Consider the following 25998-nt stretch of genomic DNA (forward strand, 5'->3'; position numbering starts at 1 on the left):
CAATTGCTGGCCCTATAATATTGCGCTAGCATTGCTTTCTGGTTGTATCAGCGATACTCAAAAATTCTTAATACAATACTCATTCGACTGGTACTTATTTGTAACTCAGTTATATTTTTTCGCCCGGTGATTCAGAAGAATGCAAAAAACGGCTACCACTCCATCAAAAATACTTGATCTCACTGCCGCGGCATTTTTACTTGTCGCCTTTCTGACGGGTATTGCGGGCGCTCTTCAGACTCCTACCCTAAGTATATTCCTCGCAGATGAACTGAAAGCCCGTCCTATAATGGTAGGTTTTTTCTTCACCGGTAGCGCTATTATGGGAATTCTGGTCAGTCAATTTCTGGCAAGGCACTCCGATAAACAAGGCGACCGTAAATTACTGATTCTGCTATGTTGCTTATTTGGAGTGCTGGCCTGCACGCTTTTTGCGTGGAATCGCAACTACTTCATTCTCCTCTCAACGGGCGTACTTCTGAGTAGTTTTGCTTCCACCGCAAACCCGCAAATGTTCGCCCTCGCCCGTGAACACGCCGACAGAACAGGCCGTGAGACGGTCATGTTCAGTACATTTTTACGTGCTCAGATCTCGCTTGCCTGGGTTATCGGGCCACCGCTCGCTTATGAACTGGCAATGGGATTTAGTTTTAAAGTGATGTATCTCACCGCTGCCATCGCATTTGTTGTTTGCGGACTGATAGTCTGGTTGTTTTTGCCATCAATACAAAGAAATATTCCTGTCGTTACCCAACCCGTAGAAATTTTACCCTCCACCCACAGGAAGCGGGATACGCGGCTACTTTTTGTGGTCTGTTCAATGATGTGGGCGGCGAATAATCTCTACATGATAAATATGCCGCTATTTATTATTGATGAACTGCATCTAACCGATAAACTGGCTGGAGAAATGATTGGTATCGCTGCCGGTCTGGAAATTCCGATGATGTTAATCGCAGGCTATTACATGAAACGTATTGGCAAGCGACTATTAATGCTCATTGCTATCGTGAGTGGAATGTGTTTTTACGCCAGCGTACTCATGGCGACGACTCCGGCGGTTGAGCTGGAATTGCAAATTCTTAATGCCATCTTCCTTGGTATTCTCTGTGGTATCGGCATGCTTTATTTTCAGGACTTGATGCCTGAAAAAATAGGCTCTGCGACAACGTTATATGCAAATACTTCACGCGTCGGCTGGATTATCGCCGGCTCTGTTGACGGAATTATGGTTGAAATCTGGAGCTACCATGCGTTGTTCTGGCTGGCGATAGGGATGTTGGGTATTGCGATGATTTGCCTGCTGTTTATTAAAGATATTTAGCTCACCAGTCTGGGCTAAGAAAAATCGGCGTGGCGCAAACAGAGCCATCCTCGCCATTTTTGCTATCATGCCTGCATACATAAACGACAAAACAGTATGCAGAGGGAAAAATGGGTTCCACCAGAAAGGGGATGCTGAACGTTCTGATTGCCGCCGTGTTGTGGGGAAGTTCAGGGGTCTGCGCGCAATACATCATGGAGCAAAGCCAGATGTCGTCGCAGTTTTTGACTATGACGCGTTTGATATTCGCCGGTTTGATTCTACTGACGCTGTCATTTGTTCATGGCGATAAAATCTTTTCTATTATTAACAATCATAAAGATGCCATTAGCCTGCTGATTTTTTCCGTGGTTGGCGCGCTAACTGTACAGCTCACTTTTTTGCTAACCATCGAAAAATCGAACGCAGCCACGGCAACGGTGCTGCAATTCCTCTCACCGACGATTATCGTCGCCTGGTTCTCACTGGTGCGTAAATCGCGCCCGGGCATTCTGGTTTTCTGCGCTATTTTGACATCGCTGGTCGGGACTTTTTTATTGGTGACACACGGTAATCCGACGTCATTATCGATCTCTCCTGCCGCGTTGTTCTGGGGCATTGCCTCGGCATTTGCTGCTGCATTCTATACCACCTATCCCTCAACGCTAATTGCCCGCTATGGCACGTTACCAGTCGTCGGCTGGAGTATGCTGATTGGCGGTCTGATTCTGTTGCCTTTTTATGCCAGACAAGGAACAAACTTTGTCGTTAACGGCAGTTTGATTCTGGCGTTTTTTTATTTGGTGGTCATTGGTACGTCCCTGACATTTAGTCTGTACCTGAAAGGAGCACAATTAATTGGCGGTCCAAAAGCCAGCATTTTGAGCTGTGCAGAACCATTAAGTAGCGCGCTACTCTCTTTGCTGTTGCTGGGGATCACGTTCACATTACCGGACTGGCTGGGAACGCTGCTGATTCTGTCATCGGTGATTTTGATTTCAATGGATTCCCGTCGCCGCGCCAGAAAAATAAATCGTCCGGCGCGGCATGAGTGAGAATTACCAGCCAGGCACCGCGCCACCGTTAAAAATGGTTTCTGCCGCTTTAGCGACTTCGGGTGATTGATAAGATTGCAGAAATTCCTTCACGTTTTCTGCATTCTTATTATCTTCCCGTGCCACCAAAATATTCACATACGGCGAATTCTTATCTTCAATAAATACGCTGTCGTGCACCGGAGAAAGCCCTGTCTGCTGAATGTAAGTGGTGCTGATAATCGCTACATCAACTTTGGGATCATCCAGTACGCGCGGGAGCTGCGCCCCCTCGAGTTCCATAATCTGCAAATGACGAGGATTATCGGTTATATCCAGCGCGGTAGGTAATAACCCTTTTCCCTCTTTCAGAGTAATTAGCTTCTCTTTTTGCAACAGTAAAAGTGCGCGACCAAGGTTGGTCGGGTCGTTGGGGATCGCCACTGTCGCGCCTTCTTTTATTTGCGCCACGGTTTTGATTTTTTTGGAATAACCCGCCATAGGGAAGACAAACGTATTTCCCACCGCTACCAGTTTATAACCATGCGCCTGATTATCTTGTTCAAGAAAGGGTCGATGCTGGAAGACATTCGCATCAAGTTCGCCATGATTTGTCGCATCGTTCGGTAGCAACGAACCGCTAAATCCTACCAGTTCAACATCGAGGCCATATTTCTCTTTTGCCACCTTTTTAGCGACTTCCGCGACATCTTGTTCTGCGCCATTTATAACGCCAACTTTAATGTGTTTTGCATCGCTGCTACTCTGGTCGCAACCTGCCAGCAGAATTCCGGCCAGCAATAATGCGGCCCCTGTCCGTAGATGATGTGTTGTCAGTTTCATTTTTTTTATCCTTTTATTAATGATTACCTGACTATAGCGGTAAGGTCGCTGCGGTTTAAAAAACGAAACGCTATCGATAAGAATAAAAAGGAATAAAAGTGGAATATAAAGTCTGGCACTTCTTACTGACCACGCAAGCGCGTTTCGTACAGCATGATGAGAGCGATGAAAGCAAACTACACTTATGCTTCATTCGATACACATTTGTAAAAGGTTGAATCCATGAAACCAACGACACTACCGCTTATTTTCACTTTTTTCGCTATGCCAGGCATCGTATACGCCGAGTCGCCTTTTAGCTCACTGCAGTCCGCAAAAGAGAAAACCACGGTATTACAAGATTTACGTAAAATTTGCACGCCACAGGCGTCATTATCAGATGAAGCGTGGGAAAAGTTAATGTTGTCAGATGAAAACAATAAACAACATATACGCGAGGCCATCGTGGCGATGGAACGTAATAATCAGAGCAATTATTGGGAAGCGTTGGGTAAGGTAGAATGCCCGGATATGTAAGAACAGCAACAACTACTGACCAACGCTTCTTTACCTGATATCAGGATTTCTTCATTTTCACCTTTGCAGTAACCAACAATGCAGTCAGCAACATCAATGTGCCGGACAACATCAACGGCGAAGTCAGACCAATATTATCCAGCGCATAACCGCCGATTGCCGCGCCACAGGTATTAGCAAGCTGAATAACCGCCACCTGAATAGACCCGGCTTTTTCTGCCTGATCGGCCAGCGAGCGGGTGATCCACGTTGACCAGCCGACGGGAACCAATGCAAAAGTTAGCCCCCAGATAATCGCCACGCCGGTAGCAACGATTTTATCGCTTCCCCACAACGTCAGCACCAACGCACTCACAGCCAGTATTAACGGCGCGCCTGCTAAGGCCAGTTTTACCGAACGTTTAAGAATGAATGACGAAAGCGACGTACCGATAAAGCTGGCAATGCCAAAACTCAACAGCACCAGCGTTAAGCCATCCACGCCGAATCCCGCCAGGTTCATATACACCGGGCGAATATATGTGAAGAAAGCAAACTGCCCGGCGAAAGACATGAAGATGGCGATCATCCCTGCCATCACACCCGGACGTTGTAATAAGCGGAAAGTATTTTGTTTCTGATGCGAGGGTTCGCCTGGCAGTGAAGGCAATGATTTGATAATCCAGAAAATACACAGCACGCCCATCACCGCCGCCGCATTAAAGACATTGCGCCAACCGATAAGCTCGCCTAAAAAACTGCCCAACGGCGCGGCAATCACCAGCGCAATAGAAACCGCGCCGAAGATCACCGACAGCGCCTTCGGCACCGTACGCGGCGGCACCAGACGCATGGTCAGCGACGCCGACATCGCCCAGAACCCGCCCAGCGCCAGCCCCAGACAGGCACGACCGATTAAAAGCAAACTGAATGAGTTGGCAAAGGAAACCAGCAAACAGGAGAGCGTCAGCAAAACGGCAAACAAAATAACAACGTAGCGGCGGTCAGTGGCCTGAATTGTCTGGGTAATAAACAAACTGGCAAACATTGCCACAAAGGCGGTCACGGTCACCGATTGCCCGGCAACCCCTTCCGAAATGCCTAAATCCTGGGCCATAGGCGTCAACAAACTGACGGGCAAAAACTCAACGATAATCAGACAGGCGACGCAAAACGCCACCGAGAAAACGGCTGACCAGTTCGGTCGGGTGATGGCATCCGCGCCGCGGTTTTCGGCAATAAATTCACTCATGGTGTTACCCGTGGCATGTTTCAGGGGAAAAGCCGACCACTTTAACATTGAAATGTGTGACGCATTTAACGTTTTTGCAACTTTTATGGTGTTGCTTGAGCTGGAGTTAAGATCGAAACGGAACAGGGCAAAGATTACCGGATGCGGCGTGAACGTCTTATCCACCCGACAGGTCAGGCGCGGTCTGTAGGCTGATAAGACGAAGCGGTTTTAATGCAGCCAGTGAACGCCCTCGGCAGGCTGAAAGAACGCGTTATAGCGCATCTGAAAAGCATTAATATCCTGCATTTCAGGTTCGGTTTCGCGCAGAAAACCCAGCGCCAGCCTGACCTGAGCATCGGTAATCGGCGCGGCAAGACGGGCTTTTTGTAAAATCCGATGCCATTGCAGCAGGTTCTGTTCGCTACCATCGACAATGACAATTTGCCAGATGAGCAACACCTGCGCGGCGTTTTGCAGGTGCGACTCATCCGGGCGATGCAAATAACGTAAAAATTCGTCACCGGCTGACTTTCCCATTTGATCGACCATCGACTCCACGGGTACGACATCGATATTCAGCCGATCGCTGAGACGGCGAATCGCTTTTCTGGCCCCGGATGTCAGCACCCGAAAACCAACCACAAACACTACCGCCAGCGTGGCGAGCATTATCCAGATCATGAGTTCTCCTGCGTAATCAGAACTCATGATATCTGGAAACCCTCGCCAGTTACTAATCCACCAGAATAATCTTCAGTGCAAACAGAGCTGCGACCACCACCACACACAGGTTCAGATCGCACCAGCGCCCGGTGCACACTTTCATGATGCAGTACGACATAAAGCCGAGTGCAATCCCTTCGGTGATCGAGAAAGTAAAGGGCATCATCACCGTGGTAATAAACGCAGGCACCGATTCGGTAAAATCATCCCAGTTAACGCGCGCCAGGCTCGAAGTCATCAGCACGCCAACAAAGATTAACGCTCCGGCGGTTGCGTAAGGAGGAACCATCGCCACCAGCGGTGAGAAGAACATAACCAACAGGAACATAACGCCAACCACAACCGCAGTCAGCCCCGTGCGGCCACCGACTGCCACACCAGAAGTACTTTCAATATAGGCAGTAACAGACGAGGTGCCGATAAACGCACCCGCCACCGAACTGACGCTATCAACATACAGCGCCTTATTCATATTGGGGAATTTACCGTTACTATCTATTAAGCCCGCTTTATCAGTTACACCAATTAATGTTCCTGATGAATCAAATAGGTTGATCAGCATAAAGGAGAAAATGATACCGGCGAGTTCAAGTGTTAACGCGCCGCTCAAATCTACTTCACCAATGACGCCGCTAATATCAGGCGGAATGGAATAGACGCCGCTAAAATGAACATCACCGAAAAATAATCCACAGCAAGACGTCACCACAATAGAAACCAGCACCGCGGCATGAAAATGACGTGATGACAACACGGTTATAATAAAAAACCCTAAAATACCTAACAACACGCCGTGAGAACTTAAATCGCCAATCATCACCAGCGTGTCTTTATTGGCGACAATAACGCCAGTATTTTTTAATCCCATTAAGGCGATAAATAATCCAATTCCGCTGGTGATACCAATACGTAAACTTAAGGGAATGTTGGAGATCATCCAGTACCGGATACGAAACAGCGTGAGCAAAAATAGTCCAACTGCGCCCCAGAATATTGCGCCCATCCCGGTCTGCCAGGAGATGCCCATCGCCCCCACGACCACGAAGGCAAAGAAGGCGTTCAGCCCCATTGCCGGAGCCAGCGCCACGGGTAAGTTAGCAAATATCCCCATCGCAATACTGCCGATACCGGCAATCAAACAGGTGGTAACAAACACCACTTTCGGGTCCATTTGTGCCGCGCCGAGGATTTGCGGGTTCACAAAAACGATGTACACCATGGTTAAAAAAGTGGTCATCCCCGCAATCAATTCTGTGCGGACGGTGGTCCCATGCTGAGGTAGTTTAAATAATCGCGAAAGCGTCCCTGATTCATTACTCACGTAATCGGTATTGTCATTATTCATTTTTTTGTCCATTGGAGGAGATTTAATCCCTTGCTTTTGTAAAACAAATGACAACAACGGTTCAGTGATAATTATCACATTTCAATTGCACATTAATGGATATTCTTTAATAATCTCGCGACGTTTCTTTATGATAAATAATAATCAAATTGATAAAATCAAAATGAGAAAAATATGAATAATTCTATTAACCATAAATTTCATCACATTAGCCGGGCTGAATACCAGGAATTGTTAGCCGTTTCCCGTGGCGACGCTGTTGCCGATTATATTATTGATAATGTCTCTATTCTCGACCTGATCAATGGCGGAGAAATTTCCGGCCCAATTGTGATTAAAGGACGTTACATTGCCGGTGTTGGCGCAGAATACGCTGATGCTCCGGCTTTGCAGCGGATTGATGCTCGCGGCGCAACGGCGGTGCCAGGGTTTATTGATGCTCACCTGCATATTGAATCCAGCATGATGACGCCGGTCACTTTTGAAACCGCTACCCTGCCGCGCGGCCTGACGACCGTTATTTGCGACCCTCATGAAATCGTCAACGTGATGGGAGAAGCCGGATTCGCCTGGTTTGCCCGCTGTGCCGAACAGGCAAGGCAAAACCAGTACTTACAGGTCAGCTCTTGCGTACCCGCCCTGGAAGGCTGCGATGTTAACGGTGCCAGTTTTACCCTTGAACAGATGCTCGCCTGGCGGGACCATCCGCAGGTTACCGGCCTTGCAGAAATGATGGACTACCCTGGCGTAATTAGCGGGCAGAATGCGCTGCTCGATAAACTGGATGCATTTCGCCACCTGACGCTGGACGGTCACTGCCCGGGTTTGGGTGGTAAAGAACTTAACGCCTATATTACTGCGGGTATTGAAAACTGCCACGAAAGTTATCAGCTGGAAGAAGGACGCCGGAAATTACAACTCGGCATGTCGTTGATGATCCGCGAAGGGTCCGCTGCCCGCAATCTCAACGCGCTGGCACCGTTGATCAACGAATTTAACAGCCCGCAATGCATGCTCTGTACCGATGACCGTAACCCGTGGGAGATCGCCCATGAAGGACACATCGATGCCTTAATTCGCCGCCTGATCGAACAACACAATGTGCCGCTGCATGTGGCATATCGCGTCGCCAGCTGGTCGACGGCGCGCCACTTTGGTCTGAATCACCTCGGCTTACTGGCACCCGGCAAGCAGGCCGATATCGTCCTGTTGAGCGATGCGCGTAAGGTCACGGTGCAGCAGGTACTGGTGAAAGGCGAGCCGATTGATGCGCAAACCTTACAGGCGGAAGAGTCGGCGAGACTGGCACAATCCGCTCCGCCATATGGCAACACCATTGCCCGCCAGCCAGTTTCCGCCAGCGACTTTGCCCTGCAATTTACGCCCGGAAAACGCTATCGGGTCATTGACGTCATCCATAACGAATTGATTACGCACTCCCACTCCAGCGTCTACAGCGAAAATGGTTTTGATCGCGATGATGTGAGCTTTATTGCCGTACTTGAGCGTTACGGGCAACGGCTGGCTCCGGCTTGTGGTTTGCTTGGCGGCTTTGGACTGAATGAAGGTGCGCTGGCTGCGACGGTCAGCCATGACAGCCATAATATTGTGGTGATCGGTCGCAGTGCCGAAGAGATGGCGCTGGCGGTCAATCAGGTGATTCAGGATGGCGGCGGGCTGTGCGTGGTACGTAACGGCCAGGTCCAAAGTCATCTGCCGTTGCCCATTGCCGGCCTGATGAGCACCGACACGGCGCAGTCGCTGGCGGAACAAATTGACGCCTTGAAAGCCGCCGCCCGTGAATGCGGTCCGTTACCCGATGAGCCGTTTATTCAGATGGCGTTTCTTTCTCTGCCAGTGATCCCCGCGCTAAAACTAACCAGTCAGGGGCTATTTGATGGCGAGAAGTTTGCCTTCACTACGCTGGAAGTCACGGAATAATAAAAAAGCCCGGCGTCATGCCGGGCAAAAGTCACCAGTTACGTTTATGCCACTGTCAACTGCTGAATTTTTTTCTCGCGGCGGATTTTGCGTTCTTCCATCACCGCCACTATCGCCATCAGGCAGATACAACCAATCGCGGCGATATCAAGTGCGGCGAAGGTGCCTGCCCAGCCGGTAAGGCCGAATACCGGCGTCCCATCGGCAATCATTCCCAGACCTAACTTGGCAAAGCTGTCACCAATCAGGTAAGCAAAGGTGCCTTTAATACCATCGGCAGCGCCAATCGCTTTTTTAGGTACAAAGCCAACAGCAGCCACACCAATCAACAATTGCGGGCCAAAGACCAGGAAACCCAACGCAAAGAGAGAAGCCAGATAGATATATTCGTTGCTGGCATGTTGATACACACCGAGCGTGGCGATAATCAGCGCCAGCGCGATGCAGGCCACCAGGCCACGGCGACCGTTCGCCAGGTCAGAGAGCCAGCCCCACAGCAGCGTACCGACCAGCGCACCAGCTTCAAACAGCGTAAAGCCCTGAATCGCCACCGCTTTAGAGAGTTTCAGTTCCTGGAACGCGTATACGGTTGACCACTGGTCGATACCAATACGTACCACATAGAGGAAAATGTTGGCGAAGCACAGCAGCCAGATCACTTTGTTTTTCAGCACATACTCAACAAAGATCTGCCACTTGGTCATATCGGTAGATTCTGTCTCTTTGTCCTCTTCGCTGATCTCCTCGCCGAACAGTTCTTCAGCTTTGCCGAGGCCATAAGATTCCGGGGAGTCGCTGCCGTAACGCAGGCCGATAAAACCGACAATCAGCGCGATAATCGACGGGAAGATAAACATGCCGATGACATGGCCATCGAACAGGTAATTTGCCCCGAACAGCGCCACACCTGCTGCGCCTGCACCGCCAAGGTTGTGAGAAATATTCCAGAAACCGAGGAATGTCCCGCGTTTACGACGCGGCGTCCATTTGGTGATGGTGGAGTAACTGCACGAACCGCCGGTACTCTGGAAAAAGCCGCTTAAGGCGTAGAAGGCAATCATCAGGAACAGGCTAACCGAGCCGCTGCCCATACTGGCACTGAAGCCCAGCATACAAATGGCAGACAGGATCAGCATGAACGGCAGGAATTGTTTGGTGTTTTTGCCGTCGGCGTAGTAGGAAACCAGCGTTTTACCCACGCCATAAGTGATGGAGAAACCCAGGCCGATCATCCCCAGCTGCGTCATGCTCAACCCGTAGGTCGAGATCATGTCGTTCTGCGCGATGTTAAAGTTCTTGCGAATCAGGTACATCGTCAGGTAGCCGATAAAGACCACCAGGTAGGATTGCATGAACGGTTTGAACCACATTTTGCGCCGCACTTCGAGCGGAAGGTCCAGGGTCGGCTTGCGAACCTGGTTTAAGAAAGCCAGCATGGGTTACTCCTGAAATGAATACCTGCGTGAGGCATGCATTGTAAAAATCAGCAGCAAATCAGGCCTGAGATAGCGTCCAGGCAAAACCTGGAAAATTTCTTAGTTTTGCCGGATATGAAGTGAAAAGGTGAGATGCATCACGCTTCGCGCGGTGCCTGGGCGTTCAAAAAGGGCAGTAACAGCAGTGCGGAAATCCCGGCGGCGATAGAGATAACCACAAAAAATCCGCTCCAGTGCCAGGTATCGAGTACTTTCGCCAGCGGCCAACCAGCAAGCGACGCCCCCAGATAAGCAAACAAGCCGACAAACCCCGTCGCCGCCCCTGCCGCCTCTTTGTGGGAACACTCTGCCGCCGCCATGCCGATTAACATCTGCGGGCCAAAGACAAAAAAACCAATGGTGAAGAAGCAGGTTGCCTGCATCACGTAGCTGGCAAATGGCATCAGCCACAGCGAGCCGACTGAAAGCAAAATTCCGGCGGCGAAAATCAAATTCATCGGCCCACGGTTGCCGTTAAACAATTTGTCCGAGCCCCAACCGGCTACCAGCGCACCGATAAATCCGCCCAGTTCAAACATCGTCACTGCCGTATTCGCCGTGACCAGATCGACGCCCAGCGTCTCGGACATATACAAATTGCCCCAGTCGTTGATTGCCGCCCGGACCACATAGACCAGCACATAGCAAAACGAAAGCAGCCAGATATACGGATTCAGTAACACATATTTGGTCAGGATCTCTTTACGCGTCAACCCTGCCCCTTCTTGTTGTTGAGCAATTTCCAGCGCGTCGTGCCGCCATTCACCGACCGCCGGTAAACCTAACGCCTGCGGGCGATCGCGTAGCCGCCAGCAGAGAAAAATCCCCACGACTATCGCCATACAACCAGCAATCATCATCCCGGCACGCCAGCCGTAATGCAGCGCGCTCGCTGCCATCACAATGGGAATGAGTGCGCCGCCGACGTTATGCGCCGTGTTCCATAATGCCCACCAACCGCCGCGCTCGGTACGTGAATACCAGGCCGTTAACAGACGCGCACACACCGGTGAACCCCAGCCCTGGAAAAAGGCGTTCAGCACCCAGAGCACGGCAAACGCCCATAGCGACGTCGAGAAGCCAAACAGAATGTTCATGATGCCCGTGGCGATAAGCCCTATCCCCATAAAATAACGGGCATTTGAGCGATCGCTGACAATGCCGGAGACAAACTTCGACACGCCGTAAGTAATGTAAAACAGGGTCGCTAACAGGCCGATATCGCTACGGCTGAGCACGCCGTTAGCAAGGATTTCTGGTACCGCGGCGTTAAAACTTTTCCGCGTGAAGTAAAACAGCGCGTAACCCAGCCAGATGGTCAGCAGAATATGCCGACGCCAGTAGCGATAGCGGGCATCAATTTCATATTTATCAGTCATTAATGGCGCATCGGCAGGCGCTTTCAGAAACGGCAACATCATCAAACCTTAGACATAGCGTTGAGGTAGAGAAACGCTGACACGCGTGCCGTGCAGACAGGAAATGTGTAATGTGCCACCCAGCGCCGTTACGCGCTCGCGCATTCCGGTGAGGCCAAAACCTTGTTGCCCGGAACCCGGCGGCAAACCGCTGCCATCGTCTTCAATAACCAGCATCAACCGTTCATCCTGCTGCCAGCCTTGCAGGGTGACCGCGCTGGCATCAGCATGTTTCACAATGTTGTTCAGCCCTTCCTGGCAGACACGAAACAGCGTCACGCGCTGGTTTTCACTTAATGCTGATTCATCGATTCGCCATTCGAGATGGCTGACAATACCGCGCCCTTCCAGCTCCATTTCCCGCATCAGTGAGCGGATGGCCTGCTCCAGGGTGAGATCATCCAACTGGCGCGGACGTAACCGACCCAACAAACGGCGCACCGCGTCGTAAACGCCCAGCGATAGTTGTTCGATGAGCTGCCCGCTCTGCTTCACGCTGGCGTTATCTGCCGCCAGCCGCTGAACAATGCCCGCCTGAGTACGAATAGCAGTGATGGTCTGACCGATATCATCATGCAGCTCACGCGCCACATCACGACGCACGCTCTCTTCGGTTTCCAGCAACCGTTCAGCCAGATGCTGATTGCGCGCCAGTTCCTTTTGCAGCGACTGGTTAAGTTCACGCAACCGCTGGATGCCAGCGCCCAGTAACAACCCTGTCAGACTTTGCACCAGCAACGAGAGCAATAAATCCACCGGATGATCGCGCCAGGTTTGACTGGCGATCAGCGCGATGGCGTTCATCAACGTCGCGATCAGCGCCCCTTGCCAACCGTAGTGCCAGGCCAGCGCGATAATCGGCAGCGCCAGGCAGAATGGCGTAAAGCGCGACAGTTCGTCCGGCAATCCCAACTGGAGCCAGAGACTAATAACAAACAACAGCAAGTACCAGACCAGATGCCGCCCGCGCCAGTTGATCGGTTGAGAAACCAGTGACGGGCCGAGCGGCAGCCAGGTGTTATTGGCGAGATAGTGCCAGAACACCAGACATATCGGGGCCAGCGTCAGGCCGCCAGTTAAAGTCAGCAACAGCGCATTCCACGACTCTTTGCCGTGCCAAAGCCAGGGCAGCGACTGCAACAACGCCGCCGCCGTTAACGCCGCCCCCTGTAACAGCAAGGTGCGCCAGTCACGCTGATGGCGATAGCGCGAGATCAGCGCTACGGGCAGTAACGTCAGTAAACTACCGATCATCAATAACGGAAAATGGGTTAAACCGACCGCCTGCGTTAGCCAGTAAATCAGCAGCCATTCCGCACCCAGCAATACGGGCCAGTATCCGCGCGGGCATTGCAGCATTAGCCCTAGCCGCAGACCAAACGGAAATAACAGCACCGCCATATCAGGGCGCTCAACCAGGTGCAGGCTGATACTCCACAGGCAAAACCATGCGGCAGAGAAGATAAAAAAGCAGGCAATAACGGTAATTAAGCGGGAGAACAACGTCTTCATCACCAGCCATCAAACATGCGGCGCGCCAGTTCTACGTCGTTACTGACGCCCAGTTTTTCCATCAGATTGGCGCGATGGACGTGTACCGTTTTCGGTGACAAGCCCAGTTCGGCGGCAATCTCTTTCACCGCCATTCCTTGCGCCAGTTTTTCCGCCACCTGGCGTTCACGTTTGGTCAGCGGGTCCTGACGACCGGATGCCAGTTTAATGGCAATATCCGGCGTCAGATAACAGCCGCCCGTAGCAACCGTATGCACCGCCGCAATCAGTTCGTCAGGGCTACAGCGTTTGGAGAGAAAGCCGCGCGCCCCCGCGTTAAGCGCCTGCTCAACCAGCGCCGGACTGTCATGAACAGAGAGCATTATTGTCGCCATACCTTTCGGCAGCTGGCTTAGCAGTTCCAGACCGGAGATATCGGGCATGGAGATATCGCAAATACACACCTGCACACCGCGCCCCGGCAGCCCCGCCAGCGCCTCGCGCCCCGAACCAAACTCGGCAACTACCTGCAAATCAGGTTCCAGCCCCAGCAGCTGCGCAAAGCCGGAGCGGACGATGAGGTGATCGTCTATAAGGGCAACGGTGATCATGGTCTTGTCCTGGCGGGTAAAAAAAAACGCGCTTACCTTAACGATAAGCGCGATGTTGTTCAAGCCTTGAGCGGTTACTGAAAAAACACCGCGATCTTGTTAAACATCGTCGGATCGGACTGATTACGCTGCACTTTCACGACATCTTCCAGCTTATCGATTTGGCTTATCATCTGCTCCAGACGCTGGTCGTCATTGACCAGTAGCCAGATATGGCTTTTGTCGCTGTCCTGAATCGGCAGACAAAGAATGCCTTCAACGTTAAAAGCGCGGCGGGCAAAAAGGCCACAAACGTGGGTCATTACGCCCGGATGGTTGCGAACGGTGAGCTCCAGAATTACGTTGTTATGAGTTGTGTTTTGCATGGCTTATTCCCCCACCATTTCAGTATTCGCCGCACCTGGCGGCACCATCGGGTAAACTTTTTCTTCGGCATCAATGCGCACATGGATCAGCGCCGGGCCAGGGCGATTGATGATTTCCTGCAATGCAGCCTGCGGATCGGCTTCGTTATTCAAATCACAGGTTTCGAGGCCGTATCCGGCGGCAATCTGCATAAAGTTGATTTTGCCCGGATAGGTGGCGGCAAAAACGCCTTGCTCGTAGAACAGACTCTGTTGCTGATGCACCAGCCCCAGCGCTTCGTTGTTCATCAGAATGATTTTGACATCCAGCTGATTTTCACTGGCGGTCGCCATCTCCTGAATATTCATCATCAGGCTGCCGTCGCCGGAGAAACACAACACTTTGCGATCCGGGTTCGCCAGCGCCGCGCCAATCGCCGCAGGCAGGCCAAAACCCATCGTGCCCAGCCCACCGGAGGTCAGCCACTGGCGTGGGCGATTGAGCGGATAAGCTTGCGCGGTCCACATCTGATGCTGACCCACATCGGTGGTGATAATCGCATTGTCATCGACACAGGCGGCAACGGCGTTGATCAGGCCGTAATGGCTTAATGGATCGCACGCTTTCGGGATTGGACACGGGAATTCGCGCTGCAAATCCGCTACCAACTGGTGCCACTCTGCACGCGGTTGCGCTTCCACCTGCGGGATCAATTGCGCCAGCACGTCATCAACATCCGCCTGAATCGCCACATGCGGCTGCTTGATTTTACCCAGCTCTGCGCGATCGATATCGACATGAATAATTTTGGCATTCGGACAGAACTGCTCGGTTTTGCCAATCGCCCGGTCATCAAAACGCGCACCGAGCACTATCAACAAATCCGCCTCCTGCAAAATATAGTTGGTGCTGCGCACGCCGTGCATCCCCAGCATACCCAGCGACAACGGATGCGCTTTTGGCAACATGCCCAGCGCCATTAAAGTCATGGTGGTAGGCAGTTGCGCTTTCTCCGCCAGTTCACGCACCCGTGCGGGCGCATTGATCACACCGCCGCCCAGATAAAGCACCGGGCGTTTGGCAGCGTTAATCATCGCCGCTGCGTCACGAATGCTTTCTTCGCTAAAGGCGGGGGCGGCGGCTTTTTCTGCCATAGCGGGCTGTGTTTCAATCTCAAAAACTGCCGTTTGCACATCCTTAGGAATGTCTATCCACACCGGGCCTGGGCGGCCTGATTGCGCAATGCGGAAGGCATCGCTCATGACCTGCGGGAGTTCTTCGATATGTCTGACCAGATAGTTGTGTTTGGTGATGGGGATAGAGATGCCGTAGGTGTCCACTTCCTGGAAGGCGTCGGTGCCGATCATCGAGGCGGGAACCTGACCGGTGATGCAAATCAGCGGGATGGAGTCCAGCCGCGCATCGGCAATGGCGGTCACCAGGTTAGTCGCACCCGGTCCGCTACAGGCCATACAGACCGCCGGTTTACCGTCGGTGCGCGCCATCCCCTGAGCGATAAATCCCGCGCCCTGTTCATGACGGGCCAGAATATGGCGGATTTGCGTGCTTTGGCTTAAGGCATCGTAAACAGGCAGGATAGAACCGCCCGGAATGCCCGTCACAATCTTAATGCCCTGCTGTTCCAGGAAATGAACGATAAATTCTGCGCCGGTAAAGCGCTTACGCGTCGATGTTGTGCCCGAACTTGCCATGCTCCAGTCCTTTTCTTCTGGGCCGACTTTCCGGGAGGTGCTTAAACGAAAAACCCCGCCCGGTTTGCGCCGGCGGGGTTTTGGAATCGTGTGTTGTTCCAGTCCCTACGGCGCATTGCCGACGACCACCACCACACGCACGACGACCACTGCGGCGGATAGCGCAGTTGGTAGTAGTTTTGCGTTGAACATGGAAGTAGTCATTGGGGACCTTGTTGGTTTTGTGTTTAACAATATTTATACAAGCACAGCTTTACAGGGGAGACAATGGAAAATTTTTCAGCAAGGGAAAATTGAGGGGCTGATCACGTTTTGTACTGAATTGCAGATAACAAAAAACCCCGCCGGAGCGAGGTTTCATCAGCCGCCTGCGGCTGGTAACCGCAAAGCACACTGTATTATGTCAACACTGAAAGTATACGTGTTCCGCGCAGAACGCGCAATTTCGGCACGAATTTTGACGTATTTAGGGCATAGTTGAGTATCGATCACAGTTTGCGTTTTGTCCAAATGTTACTGTTTATTTATACAGTAAACTTCTATAATATCACTGTACGCAATGTGTTATGCGGGGGCCGCATCGTTACCCGGCGCACTAAGTCCTGGCTGAAACGGGTGGTGCCGTCAGCGCCTTAACCCCGCGTGAGCACACTGTGTTATGTCAACAAGCACAACGTTTCTCCTTAAGATACCGCGTGCACAACAGCTGGCAACAGGCAGCGGAAAGGTACGTCAGCTGGCAGTGCTCCTGAACCACAGGAGACGCGTATGAGCCTGGTGGATATCGCCATTCTTATCCTCAAACTCATTGTTGCAGCACTGCAACTGCTTGATGCTGTTCTGAAATACCTGAAGTAATTCAGATTCAAGTCGCACCAAAGGGGAGCGGGTAACCGCTCCCCTTTTATATTTAGCGTGCGGGTTGGAGTTGGGGGCTTCTTCTACCAGCAGAATGTTTGCACCTGCGCTGCCTGTGCCCCTCACCCTAGCCCTCTCCCCAAAGGGGCGAGGGGACCGTCCCGTGCAATGTTTAGCTCATTTTCTGAAAGGGAACGGTGGTTTCCCCCTCGCCCCTTTGGGGAGAGGGTTACAGTTCGCACGTAATCCCTCCCGGCAACATTTATTGCCGCTTTTGTTTACATATTCTGCCGCTAAACAATTCTCCATTCCTGGCGTATATCTGGCTAACATTCATCAATGTGATAGATTCCTCTCCCGCATTTATGGGAATGCGTAGTGACTTATTCTAATTATTTTTATAAAAGCATCCGTGATAATGAAAAGGCAAAGAAACGTCAATTTGTTATTGATGTTGGTATTACTCGTGGCCGTCGGTCAGATGGCGCAAACCATTTATATTCCAGCTATTGCCGATATGGCGCGCGATCTCAACGTCCGTGAAGGGGCGGTGCAGAGCGTAATGGGCGCTTATCTGCTGACTTACGGTGTCTCACAGCTGTTTTATGGCCCGATTTCCGACCGCGTGGGCCGCCGACCGGTGATCCTCGTCGGAATGTCCATTTTTATGCTGGCAACGCTGGTCGCGGTCACGACCTCCAGTTTGACGGTGTTGATTGCCGCCAGCGCGATGCAGGGGATGGGCACCGGCGTTGGCGGCGTAATGGCGCGTACTTTGCCGCGAGATTTATATGAACGGACACAGTTGCGCCATGCTAACAGCCTGTTAAACATGGGGATTCTCGTCAGTCCGTTGCTCGCACCGCTAATCGGCGGTCTGCTGGATACGATGTGGAACTGGCGCGCCTGTTATCTCTTTTTGTTGGTTCTTTGTGCTGGTGTGACCTTCAGTATGGCCCGCTGGATGCCGGAAACGCGTCCGGTCGATGCACCGCGCACGCGCCTGCTTACCTGTTATAAAACGCTTTTCGGTAACAGCGGTTTTAACTGTTATTTGCTGATGCTGATTGGCGGTCTGGCCGGGATTGCCGCCTTTGAAGCCTGCTCCGGCGTGCTGATGGGCGCGGTGTTAAGGCTGAGCAGTATGACGGTCAGTATTTTGTTTATTCTGCCGATTCCGGCAGCGTTTTTTGGCGCATGGTTTGCCGGACGTCCCAATAAACGCTTCTCCACGTTAATGTGGCAGTCGGTTATCTGCTGCCTGCTGGCTGGCTTGCTGATGTGGATCCCCGACTGGTTTGGCGTGATGAATGTCTGGACGCTGCTCGTTCCCGCCGCGCTGTTCTTTTTCGGTGCCGGGATGCTGTTTCCGCTGGCGACCAGCGGCGCGATGGAGCCGTTCCCCTTCCTGGCGGGCACGGCTGGCGCGCTGGTCGGCGGTCTGCAAAACATTGGTTCCGGCGTGCTGGCGTCGCTCTCTGCGATGTTGCCGCAAACCGGTCAGGGCAGCCTGGGGTTGTTGATGACCTTAATGGGATTGTTGATCGTGCTGTGCTGGCTGCCGCTGGCGACGCGGATGTCGCATCAGGGGCAGCCCGTTTAAGCGCACGTCACCGCAGCATCGTCATCAGCTCCATGGGAGAACGATGCTGCTTTATCAGATCACGCATCACCCGCATATGCGGTGCGGAGTAAGAATAAAACGCCTGATAGCCCGCACAAAGCACGCTGTCTGGCGTCTCCTGGCGAGCGTGCGGGCACAGGCGATGCCAGTCGCACGCCTGGCAGTCACGGCGCGGTTGCGGGTTTTCGCTGCCACACCATTTTTGTAAGGTGGCGTCAAAAAGCTCAATCGAGATACGACTGATATCTGCCCGCACCCAACACTCGAACAGGGCAATTAAAAATTTCCCCCACAGCTCTGCTGTCACCGAAGCGGCCGTCAGATCGCCCCGGTCATCAAATTCAAGATAGGGAATGAGCTGTACGGAGCGGATGCCCCGCTGTTTGAAATTGTGATAAAAATCGGCAGGTTGCAGAGCATCCTTGTACTCTACAACCAGTTTATGCCTGTCCTCTTCAGCATCAATGACCTGACTTCCTGTCATGCGACTCTCTCAATAAATACGATAAGTTGATGTATATGCGTTACAGCAAACAGTATTGCGAGAGATAACACCGCGAGGGAGATCAAAAATTTGTCACGGACTACGTGAAATTGGGAAAAATCGCTATTCGTGACATCCATTAAATTGCGATTACGGGTGTAGTGCAAGAGGATCAGCGCCACGATGGCGAGGATGCCAATCGAAATCCAGAATAACATGCCCGCCTGGTGCCAGTTGTGTTTGATAGCCAACGCCATCAACGCGCCGTAGCCCAGCATGGTACGAAACCACGCCAGTGATGTGCGCTCCGGCTGCAGTCCTGGGTCGGCAATGCGTCTGGCTTTGCGGCTATCCGGCATACAACACCAGTCCCATAACGATCACCGCCACGACCATCAATATTAAGCTAATGATTAATAAGCTGTTGGTGTAGGGCAGGTCCTCTTTCAGACGCATCGCTTTTTCATTGCGTAACCAGCGCAGGTAGCCATACATCGCTAACCCGCCGGAAAACAGACACAACAACAACGCCAGCAGTTCACGAATGACGGGCGTGGCGAAATCTGGCGCAAGTTGATCAAGCCCAACCCCCGCCGCCAGAAATCCTAGTGCGGTACGGATCCACGCCAGAAAAGTACGCTCATTAGCCAGCGAGAAGCGGTAATCGGGCGCTTCTCCAAGGCGGGAAATTTTCATTGTTGCTCCTTTGCAATTTCACTAACGCTCTACCTTTAGCGGTTTTTTTTTAAGAATTTCGTCCGCCCGTTTCCTGATATGCTTTCGCCATCCGCTACAAGGAGGTCAGATGGGTATCATAGCGCAAAATAAAATCAGTTCATTGGGCATGCTGTTCGGTGCCATCGCTTTAATGATGGGGATTATCCACTTTTCATTCGGCCCTTTTTCCGCACCACCGCCAACGTTTGAAAGCATCGTGGCGGACAAAACGGCTGAAATTAAAAGAGGTCTTCTCGCCGGAATAAAAGGCGAAAAAATTACCACCGTGGAGAAAAAAGAGGACGTAGATGTCGATAAAATCCTCGATCAAAGCGGTATCGCACTGGCCATTGCTGCGCTACTTTGCGCATTTATTGGCGGTATGCGTAAGGAAAATCGCTGGGGCATTCGCGGCGCGCTGGTTTTTGGCGGCGGGACGCTGGCTTTCCATACCTTGCTTTTTGGTATCGGCATCGTGTGCAGCATTTTGCTGATATTCCTGATTTTTTCCTTCCTGACCGGCGGTTCACTGGTTTAAGCAGCCTGAATAATGCCCGCCGGGTGTTCATCAGCGGGCATTATCGTCAGAACTTCTGTTTTTTCTCTTCCACTTTCACTCCTTGCGTCGGTAGGCCGGTGTCATAGTCACGTACCACCGGCGAATAGCCATCTTGTGGGCGTGGACGAAATGCCCCCATCCAGCGCGGCAGTGCATCTTTACGCCACGGACGCAGGCTCCATTGGTAACTGCGGAACGGATCGCGAATTTTGTCCATGTAATCCAATAAGGCGTCATGCATTTTGCTGCGAACGTCTGCAAAACGGATATCATCGATCAGGTTATGCATTTCATTTGGGTCATTACGGCGATCGTAAAGTTCATCACTGGTGAAGAGGTTGAGTACCAGTTTAAAGTCATCCGTCACCCAGCAACGCACCGGAATAAAACCGCCAAAGCTGTCATGCTCAATCTCGTAGCGGTTAAATTCCACCATTACACCGCGTGGCTCTTTCACGGCAAGGATATTTTCCCCCGGCAGAATCTCTGGTTTTTCAATATCTGCCAGCGCCATCATTGTCGGCAGTAAATCGATATGACTGACTGGCGTATCGACCTGTCGCCGCTCCCCTTGCGGCGAACGGATGATCAGCGGAATACGGGTGATGTCGTCATACATCGCCGCTCCTTTACTGATCAGCTTATGTGCGCCCATCATTTCGCCGTGATCGGAAGTATAAATGACCCACGTATTTTCACGTTGCTCTGGCGTTAAGGCATTGATGACCCGTCCGATTTGGTCATCAACAAAGTCATTACAGGCAAAATAGAGCGGATGGTGATAAAGCCCGTCATCACCGACTGGCGATGGCATCGCCTGCGCCCATAAGCGGTGATGTTCCGGTTTGTTCGCCAGGTCATCCTGAGCTTTCTCGCCCAGATCGTAGTAAAAATCAGCGTATTTCTCTAAATACTCCACCGGACAGGTGAACGGGTGATGCGGCTCATCATACGAAACCACCATCAGGAAGGGTTCCTCGGCGCGCGCGGGCTGTTGCAGAAAATCTACCGCCCGATTGCTGATGCGGTGCGCCCAGGTGAAGGTTTCGTCGATATGGTTCGCCTGTAAATCCTCAACGCTGTTTAGGCCATTGCGCCACAGGCTGATCTCTTTTTCCGTCAGTTCGCTAAGGTAGTTCGCCCCATCGAACCAGTAATCAGCGTCCCACTCCGGCGGACACTCGCCAGTGCCGAAATAGTCATGACCGTCGAGATGCCATTTGCCGATGTAACAGGTGTGATAGCCGGCATCCTTAAAGTAGCGCCCCATAGTGGAGATGTTTTTGCCTGGCGCGACGTTGTTGGTCCACGGGCCGGACTGGTTAGCGTAGATACCGGTAAATAGTCCGGCGCGTGCAGGCGTACAAACCGGTGAACAGGTGTAGGCGGAATTAAAGCGAATACCTTCCGCCGCCAGACTATCAATATTTTGCGTATTCAGCGGTTTACCGCTATAGCAACCGACCATATTGGTGGCCTGGGTATCGGTCATGATGAACAGAAAATTGGGGCGTTTCATAGGCTATCCTTCGCGTCGGGAGTAAAGGTTACGGCTGGGTCGTGACGATGCCGCCAGCTGTCAAAAATCAGGTAGACAATCACTACGGCGGCAATGAAATAACTGATCATCGCTAACCAGCGCGTACCGTAGCCGCCGAATTCAGCCAGCCCGGCATAGACGCCAATCATCGCGAACAGGATGCCAATTGACGCGATCTTGACGTTTCTCCACGGTTTCATGTCCACCGCAAACGCATCTTTGAAGGTGAACGGCGTGGCGCGCGGTTTGATAAAACCGATCACCAGCATCACGACCACGTTGATGCAGAACGTACAGGCCAGCACATAGAGGAAATGGAAGTCGAACTTCACCAGATAGTTGATGGTGATGTAGCTGATTATGCCAATCCCCATCGCCACTTTTGCCGCCAGCGCCGGGATGCGCGGGAAGAAAAAGCCCATAATGATGATGGTAACCAGCGGCACGTTGTAAATGCCGTTGAGCTGTTTCATCCAGCTATACAGCCCCTGCGGCGCGTTGGCGATCCACGGCGCGACCAGCACCGAAACGATAGCGATAAAGAAACCAAATTTGCGCCCGACGGTGACCAGCTGCTGCGGCTCGGCATTCTGGTTAATGATGCGACGGTAAATACCCATACTGAATAACGTACTGGCGCTATTCAGAAAGCCGTTGAAGGTACTGATCACCGCACCAAATAACACCGCGCCGAAGAAACCCACCATTGGCACTGGCAGAACGTTATTGACCAGCGTCGGGTAGGCCATGTCGGCTTTCGGTAAATCCTGATACAGATGAAACGCAATCAACCCTGGCAGCACCAGTACCAGCGGGTCGAGCATTTTCAGCACCGCCGTTAACAGCGCCCCCTTTTGCCCTTCCGCCAGGCTTTTTGACGCCAGCGTGCGTTGCACGATGCCCTGATTTGTACACCAGTAAAAGGTGTTCACCAGAATCAAACCGGTAAATGCCGCGCCAATCGGCAAGGGATCGGTCGGGCCACCGATTGAGTTTAATTTCTCGGCGTGAACGGTGGTGAGTTGCTCAATGCCCTGCATAAAGCTGCCCTTGCCCATCGCGATCAGGCCAAATACCGGCACCATCAACCCGCCGATAACCAGCCCAATACCGTTGATGGAGTCCGCCACTGCCATTGCGCGCAGTCCGCCGATCACCGCATACAAAATTCCCGCCAGACCAAGCAAAATTACCAGTAGCCAGATAGCCGCACCGTGAGAAATCTGTAGCGATTCCCCGACGTGAAACAGGCTGTTGAGCGCCAACGCGCCGGAGTAGAGAACAATCGGCAGAAAGCAGACGCCGGTGGCAATGAGGAAGCAGAAGTCGATGATAATACGCGTCGTTTTATCATAACGTTCCTCCAGAAAATCGGGGATGGTGGCAATGCCGCGCTTCAGATAGCGCGGTAAAAAGATTAGCGCGAGGAAGATCAGCGTCACCGCTGAAGTCACTTCCCAGCCCATCACCGACATGCCGCTTTTGTAGGCCTGCCCGGAAAGGCCGACCAGTTGTTCCGTGGAAAGGTTGGTTAGCATTAACGAAGCGGCAATAACCGGCGCTTTTAGTGAACGTCCGGCAAGAAAATAGCCTTGTTGCGATCCGGTATCTGTTTTGCGGACCTTCCACCAGGTGATCACCGCCACCAGCAGCGTAAAACCGACAAAACTCAAGATTTGTAACGAATTCATCTCATAGCCCTTATTTATGTTTATGTCCCGGACGCATGAATATAGGGAGAGGTAAAATGCGTCGGGTCAGGCAGTCAGATTCTTAAAATACAAACGTCGTATCCCTGAACGGATTGTTTTCTGTTAAGTTCAGGTTGTGAGCATAATTCGCCGGAGGGATATTAAAATGAATGGAAAATTGCAAAGTTCAGATGTAAAAAACGAAACTCCGTACAATATTCCCTTATTGATTAACGAAAATGTGATCTCCAGCGGAATTTCTCTGATCTCGCTCTGGCATACCTACGCCGACGAGCATTACCGGGTGATCTGGCCGCGGGACAAGAAGAAACCGCTTATCGCCAACTCATGGGTTGCGGTGTATACCGTACAAGGATGTGGGAAAATTCTTTTAAAGAATGGCGAACAAATAACACTGCATGGCAACTGTATTATATTCTTAAAGCCAATGGATATTCACTCTTATCACTGTGAAGGTTTAGTCTGGGAACAGTACTGGATGGAATTTACCCCCACCAGTATGATGGATATTCCCGTTGGTCAGCAAAGCGTTATTTATAATGGCGAAATTTATAATCAGGAACTCACCGAAGTTGCTGAGTTAATAACTTCACCAGAAGCAATAAAAAATAATCTGGCAGTCGCTTTTCTGACGAAAATTATTTATCAGTGGATTTGTCTTATGTACGCAGATGGTAAAAAAGATCCACAACGGCGGCAAATTGAAAAATTAATTGCCACTTTACATGCCAGTCTGCAACAACGCTGGAGCGTAGCTGATATGGCTGCCACGATCCCCTGTAGCGAAGCCTGGTTGCGTCGTCTGTTTTTACGCTATACCGGCAAGACGCCGAAAGAATATTACCTCGATGCGCGTCTGGATCTGGCGCTATCGCTATTAAAGCAACAAGGAAACTCGGTTGGCGAAGTCGCTGATACGCTCAACTTCTTCGACTCCTTTCATTTCAGCAAAGCCTTTAAACATAAATTTGGTTATGCGCCGTCAGCCGTGCTAAAGAATACGGACCAGCACCCAACGGATGCCAGTCCACACAATTAACGTAACTCTGGCCAGTACGCTTTGTTGGCCTCCAGCAACTCATCCAGAATAGCTTTGGCGACCGAGGCGCTCGGTACCGTTTTCGACAACGTAATCGCCTACCACAGGTGCTGATATGAACGCTGTTCCCAGGCGTCCACGACCAGTTTTTCCACCGCCACTTGCTGACTCATTAACCCTTTCTGAAACTGCGGGATATCGCCGACCACCAGTGGTTCAGGCCGTAGTAGCGCACGCGCATCTGTTTGCGATCTTGCAGCCCAACAATTTGCGCCATCCGGCTTTCAATACCGATTGGCATGTCACAGATGTTGAGGATTTTCGCATTCGGGCGCAGACGACGCGTGGCTTCTGCGACAATTGCTGCCGGGTTGGAGTAGTTGAGCATCCAGGCGTTTGGTGAATATTTTTCCATATAATCCACCAGTTCCAGGACGCCGCCAATGGAACGCATGCCGTACGCTATTCCGCCGGGTCCGCAAGTTTCCTGACCAACAACACCGTGGCGCAGTGGGATTTTTTCATCCAGTTCGCGCATCGGGTACTTGCCGACGCGGATGTGCGCCATGACAAAATCAACGTCGCTGAATGCCACTTCAGGATCGGTGGTGTAACTAAACGCAATGTCCGGCGCTTTCTCTTTAAGGATGACTTTACAGGCTTCGGCAATCACTTCCTGCCGCGCACCATCGTTATCATAAAATTTCAGTGCACGAAGCGGGAAACGGTCCTGATTCGCCAGGAGCATCAACACGATGCCTGGCGTAAAGGTGCTTCCACCGCCTGCGACAACCACTGAGAATTTGGTCATTATACTGCCTCCGTAATGGCAACATTTTCTGCTGATTGATGAGAATTAATTAAGCTATCGAGCTGTTCACGCAGCTGGGATACATGCAGACCAATGATCACCTGAATGGCATCGCCACTACGGAAGACGCCGTGCGCTCCCAGCTTTTTAAAGACTTCGTCATCCAGCGTTTGTGACATGTCATGCAGTGCAATACGTAAACGCGTCGCGCAATTGTTAATGCTGGAGATATTGCCGACCCCGCCCAGGGCTTGCAGGATACCGGCAGCCTGATCCAGCTCTTTTTTTGGCTCTGCCGCGGTGGTTTGGCCTCGCGAGGCTTTGTATTCGGCTTTTGAGTAGAGTTTCACTTCCGCATCTTCACGTCCCGGCGTGCACATGTTGAACTGCAGAATCAGTGTGCGGAAAACCACGAAGTACAGCAGGGTAAAGCACAACCCAATGGCGATTTGGGTCAGCATCATATCCGCGTGGTTGCTGAACATCGGGATCCAGTTTTGCGGTAAAACCTGGTCAATCAGACCTCCGCCCATGTTGCCCACCACACCAAAGAGATACATTACGGTCGACATTGAGGCCGCCAGCACGGCGTGTACCGCAAACAGCAACGGTGAAATGAACAGGAAGGTAAATTCCAGCGGTTCGGTAATTCCCACCAGCATGGCGGTTAAGGTTGCGGGAATC

The 25998-nt window shown here is 51.7% G+C and carries 26 protein-coding genes and 1 pseudogene; 8 read left to right on the forward strand and 19 right to left on the reverse strand.

Annotation, left to right across the window (positions count from 1 at the left end):
• The first annotated feature begins 139 nt into the window (after positions 1-139).
• Both E0D98_RS10040 and E0D98_RS10045 read left to right on the forward strand, forming a co-directional pair.
• The gene (locus tag E0D98_RS10040) at positions 140-1324 is read left to right on the forward strand and encodes a sugar efflux transporter (RefSeq protein WP_001172876.1); all 1185 of its coding nucleotides are present in this window, start codon (positions 140-142) and stop codon (positions 1322-1324) included.
• Between the two features lie 110 nt (positions 1325-1434).
• Positions 1435-2358 (forward strand): carboxylate/amino acid/amine transporter, encoded by a 924-nt coding sequence (locus tag E0D98_RS10045; RefSeq protein WP_000535960.1) that lies wholly within the window; start codon positions 1435-1437, stop codon positions 2356-2358.
• Positions 2359-2361: 3 nt separating this feature from the next.
• On the opposite strand, the gene nlpA is transcribed toward E0D98_RS10045, so the two are convergent.
• Complete coding sequence (nlpA, locus tag E0D98_RS10050; RefSeq protein ID WP_000779426.1) at positions 2362-3180, reverse strand: lipoprotein NlpA; 819 nt, start codon at positions 3178-3180, stop codon at positions 2362-2364.
• Between the two features lie 222 nt (positions 3181-3402).
• On the opposite strand from nlpA, the gene yicS reads away from it, so the two are divergent.
• Entirely contained in the window at positions 3403-3696 is a 294-nt protein-coding gene (gene yicS, locus E0D98_RS10055) for a protein YicS (RefSeq protein WP_047086858.1), read from the forward strand.
• Between the two features lie 40 nt (positions 3697-3736).
• On the opposite strand, the gene nepI is transcribed toward yicS, so the two are convergent.
• The 3 genes from nepI to adeQ all read right to left on the reverse strand — a co-directional run bounded on the left by nepI (position 3737) and on the right by adeQ (position 6977).
• Positions 3737-4927: a purine ribonucleoside efflux pump NepI gene (gene nepI / locus E0D98_RS10060; RefSeq protein ID WP_001288549.1), complete on the reverse strand. Its 1191-nt coding sequence runs from the start codon at positions 4925-4927 to the stop codon at positions 3737-3739.
• Between the two features lie 210 nt (positions 4928-5137).
• The gene (locus E0D98_RS10065; protein WP_001295241.1) at positions 5138-5590 is read right to left on the reverse strand and encodes a DUF1198 domain-containing protein; all 453 of its coding nucleotides are present in this window, start codon (positions 5588-5590) and stop codon (positions 5138-5140) included.
• A gap of 52 nt (positions 5591-5642) precedes the next feature.
• Entirely contained in the window at positions 5643-6977 is a 1335-nt protein-coding gene (adeQ, locus tag E0D98_RS10070; RefSeq protein ID WP_074149697.1) for an adenine permease AdeQ, read from the reverse strand.
• A gap of 174 nt (positions 6978-7151) precedes the next feature.
• On the opposite strand from adeQ, the gene adeD reads away from it, so the two are divergent.
• Positions 7152-8918: an adenine deaminase gene (gene adeD / locus E0D98_RS10075; RefSeq protein WP_001065695.1), complete on the forward strand. Its 1767-nt coding sequence runs from the start codon at positions 7152-7154 to the stop codon at positions 8916-8918.
• 44 nt (positions 8919-8962) lie between these two features.
• Here the strand turns inward: adeD and uhpT are convergent, their stop codons facing one another.
• The 7 genes from uhpT to ivbL all read right to left on the reverse strand — a co-directional run bounded on the left by uhpT (position 8963) and on the right by ivbL (position 16174).
• On the reverse strand, positions 8963-10354 hold the full coding sequence (uhpT, locus tag E0D98_RS10080; RefSeq protein ID WP_000879194.1) for a hexose-6-phosphate:phosphate antiporter: 1392 nt from the start codon (positions 10352-10354) through the stop codon (positions 8963-8965).
• A 137-nt stretch (positions 10355-10491) separates the two neighbouring features.
• Positions 10492-11811, reverse strand: a complete 1320-nt coding sequence (gene uhpC, locus E0D98_RS10085; protein WP_001296914.1) for an MFS transporter family glucose-6-phosphate receptor UhpC — start codon at positions 11809-11811, stop codon at positions 10492-10494.
• A gap of 9 nt (positions 11812-11820) precedes the next feature.
• Positions 11821-13323, reverse strand: coding sequence for a signal transduction histidine-protein kinase/phosphatase UhpB (gene uhpB / locus E0D98_RS10090; RefSeq protein ID WP_001295243.1), 1503 nt, complete (start codon positions 13321-13323; stop codon positions 11821-11823).
• Entirely contained in the window at positions 13323-13913 is a 591-nt protein-coding gene (uhpA, locus tag E0D98_RS10095) for a transcriptional regulator UhpA (RefSeq protein WP_000633668.1), read from the reverse strand. Before uhpA ends, uhpB begins: the two co-directional genes overlap by 1 nt.
• Before the next feature lie 74 nt (positions 13914-13987).
• Positions 13988-14278 carry an acetolactate synthase small subunit gene (ilvN, locus tag E0D98_RS10100; RefSeq protein WP_001181713.1) on the reverse strand — a complete coding sequence of 97 codons (291 nt, stop codon included), beginning with the start codon at positions 14276-14278 and terminating at the stop codon, positions 13988-13990.
• 3 nt (positions 14279-14281) lie between these two features.
• Entirely contained in the window at positions 14282-15970 is a 1689-nt protein-coding gene (ilvB, locus tag E0D98_RS10105) for an acetolactate synthase large subunit (protein ID WP_050877000.1), read from the reverse strand.
• Between the two features lie 105 nt (positions 15971-16075).
• Positions 16076-16174: an ilvB operon leader peptide IvbL gene (gene ivbL, locus E0D98_RS10110; RefSeq protein WP_001315912.1), complete on the reverse strand. Its 99-nt coding sequence runs from the start codon at positions 16172-16174 to the stop codon at positions 16076-16078.
• Positions 16175-16738: 564 nt separating this feature from the next.
• On the opposite strand from ivbL, the gene tisB reads away from it, so the two are divergent.
• A complete protein-coding gene (gene tisB, locus E0D98_RS10115; RefSeq protein ID WP_000060506.1) occupies positions 16739-16828 on the forward strand; it encodes a type I toxin-antitoxin system toxin TisB in 90 nt (29 codons plus the stop codon).
• 262 nt (positions 16829-17090) lie between these two features.
• Here the strand turns inward: tisB and ysdE are convergent, their stop codons facing one another.
• Positions 17091-17165, reverse strand: a complete 75-nt coding sequence (ysdE, locus tag E0D98_RS27865; RefSeq protein WP_211180519.1) for a protein YsdE — start codon at positions 17163-17165, stop codon at positions 17091-17093.
• Positions 17166-17246: 81 nt separating this feature from the next.
• Between ysdE and emrD the strand changes: the two genes are divergently transcribed.
• A complete protein-coding gene (emrD, locus tag E0D98_RS10120; protein WP_131890605.1) occupies positions 17247-18431 on the forward strand; it encodes a multidrug efflux MFS transporter EmrD in 1185 nt (394 codons plus the stop codon).
• A 7-nt stretch (positions 18432-18438) separates the two neighbouring features.
• Here emrD and E0D98_RS10125 read toward each other — a convergent pair whose 3' ends face one another.
• Genes E0D98_RS10125 through E0D98_RS10135 form a run of 3 tightly spaced genes read right to left on the reverse strand, consistent with a single transcriptional unit; the run spans position 18439 to position 19632 of the window.
• Complete coding sequence (locus E0D98_RS10125) at positions 18439-18936, reverse strand: radical SAM protein (protein WP_000148063.1); 498 nt, start codon at positions 18934-18936, stop codon at positions 18439-18441.
• The gene (locus tag E0D98_RS10130; protein ID WP_001113426.1) at positions 18933-19295 is read right to left on the reverse strand and encodes a DUF202 domain-containing protein; all 363 of its coding nucleotides are present in this window, start codon (positions 19293-19295) and stop codon (positions 18933-18935) included. The genes E0D98_RS10125 and E0D98_RS10130 overlap by 4 nt, the downstream gene beginning before the upstream one ends.
• Complete coding sequence (locus tag E0D98_RS10135; protein ID WP_000703959.1) at positions 19285-19632, reverse strand: YidH family protein; 348 nt, start codon at positions 19630-19632, stop codon at positions 19285-19287. The genes E0D98_RS10130 and E0D98_RS10135 overlap by 11 nt, the downstream gene beginning before the upstream one ends.
• Before the next feature lie 109 nt (positions 19633-19741).
• Between E0D98_RS10135 and yidI the strand changes: the two genes are divergently transcribed.
• Entirely contained in the window at positions 19742-20191 is a 450-nt protein-coding gene (gene yidI, locus E0D98_RS10140; protein ID WP_000511287.1) for a protein YidI, read from the forward strand.
• 46 nt (positions 20192-20237) lie between these two features.
• On the opposite strand, the gene E0D98_RS10145 is transcribed toward yidI, so the two are convergent.
• Together E0D98_RS10145 and E0D98_RS10150 are read right to left on the reverse strand one after the other, a co-directional pair.
• Entirely contained in the window at positions 20238-21731 is a 1494-nt protein-coding gene (locus E0D98_RS10145; protein WP_000828483.1) for a sulfatase-like hydrolase/transferase, read from the reverse strand.
• Positions 21728-23443: a solute:sodium symporter family transporter gene (locus E0D98_RS10150; RefSeq protein ID WP_001087147.1), complete on the reverse strand. Its 1716-nt coding sequence runs from the start codon at positions 23441-23443 to the stop codon at positions 21728-21730. Before E0D98_RS10150 ends, E0D98_RS10145 begins: the two co-directional genes overlap by 4 nt.
• Before the next feature lie 166 nt (positions 23444-23609).
• On the opposite strand from E0D98_RS10150, the gene E0D98_RS10155 reads away from it, so the two are divergent.
• Positions 23610-24503: an AraC family transcriptional regulator gene (locus E0D98_RS10155; RefSeq protein ID WP_001013540.1), complete on the forward strand. Its 894-nt coding sequence runs from the start codon at positions 23610-23612 to the stop codon at positions 24501-24503.
• Here E0D98_RS10155 and E0D98_RS10165 read toward each other — a convergent pair.
• Positions 24500-25314 (reverse strand): annotated as a pseudogene (locus E0D98_RS10165) (hypothetical protein). The gene E0D98_RS10155 and the pseudogene E0D98_RS10165 overlap by 4 nt on opposite strands.
• Positions 25314-25998, reverse strand: a 685-nt coding sequence (locus tag E0D98_RS10170; protein WP_024255632.1) for a PTS sugar transporter subunit IIB, incomplete at its 5' end; no start/stop codon positions are given. The pseudogene E0D98_RS10165 and the gene E0D98_RS10170, both read right to left, overlap by 1 nt.

Origin of the sequence: Escherichia sp. KCJ4928, from assembly GCF_004352695.1 — a bacterium.
In the GTDB taxonomy this organism is placed as follows: domain Bacteria; phylum Pseudomonadota; class Gammaproteobacteria; order Enterobacterales; family Enterobacteriaceae; genus ECMA0423.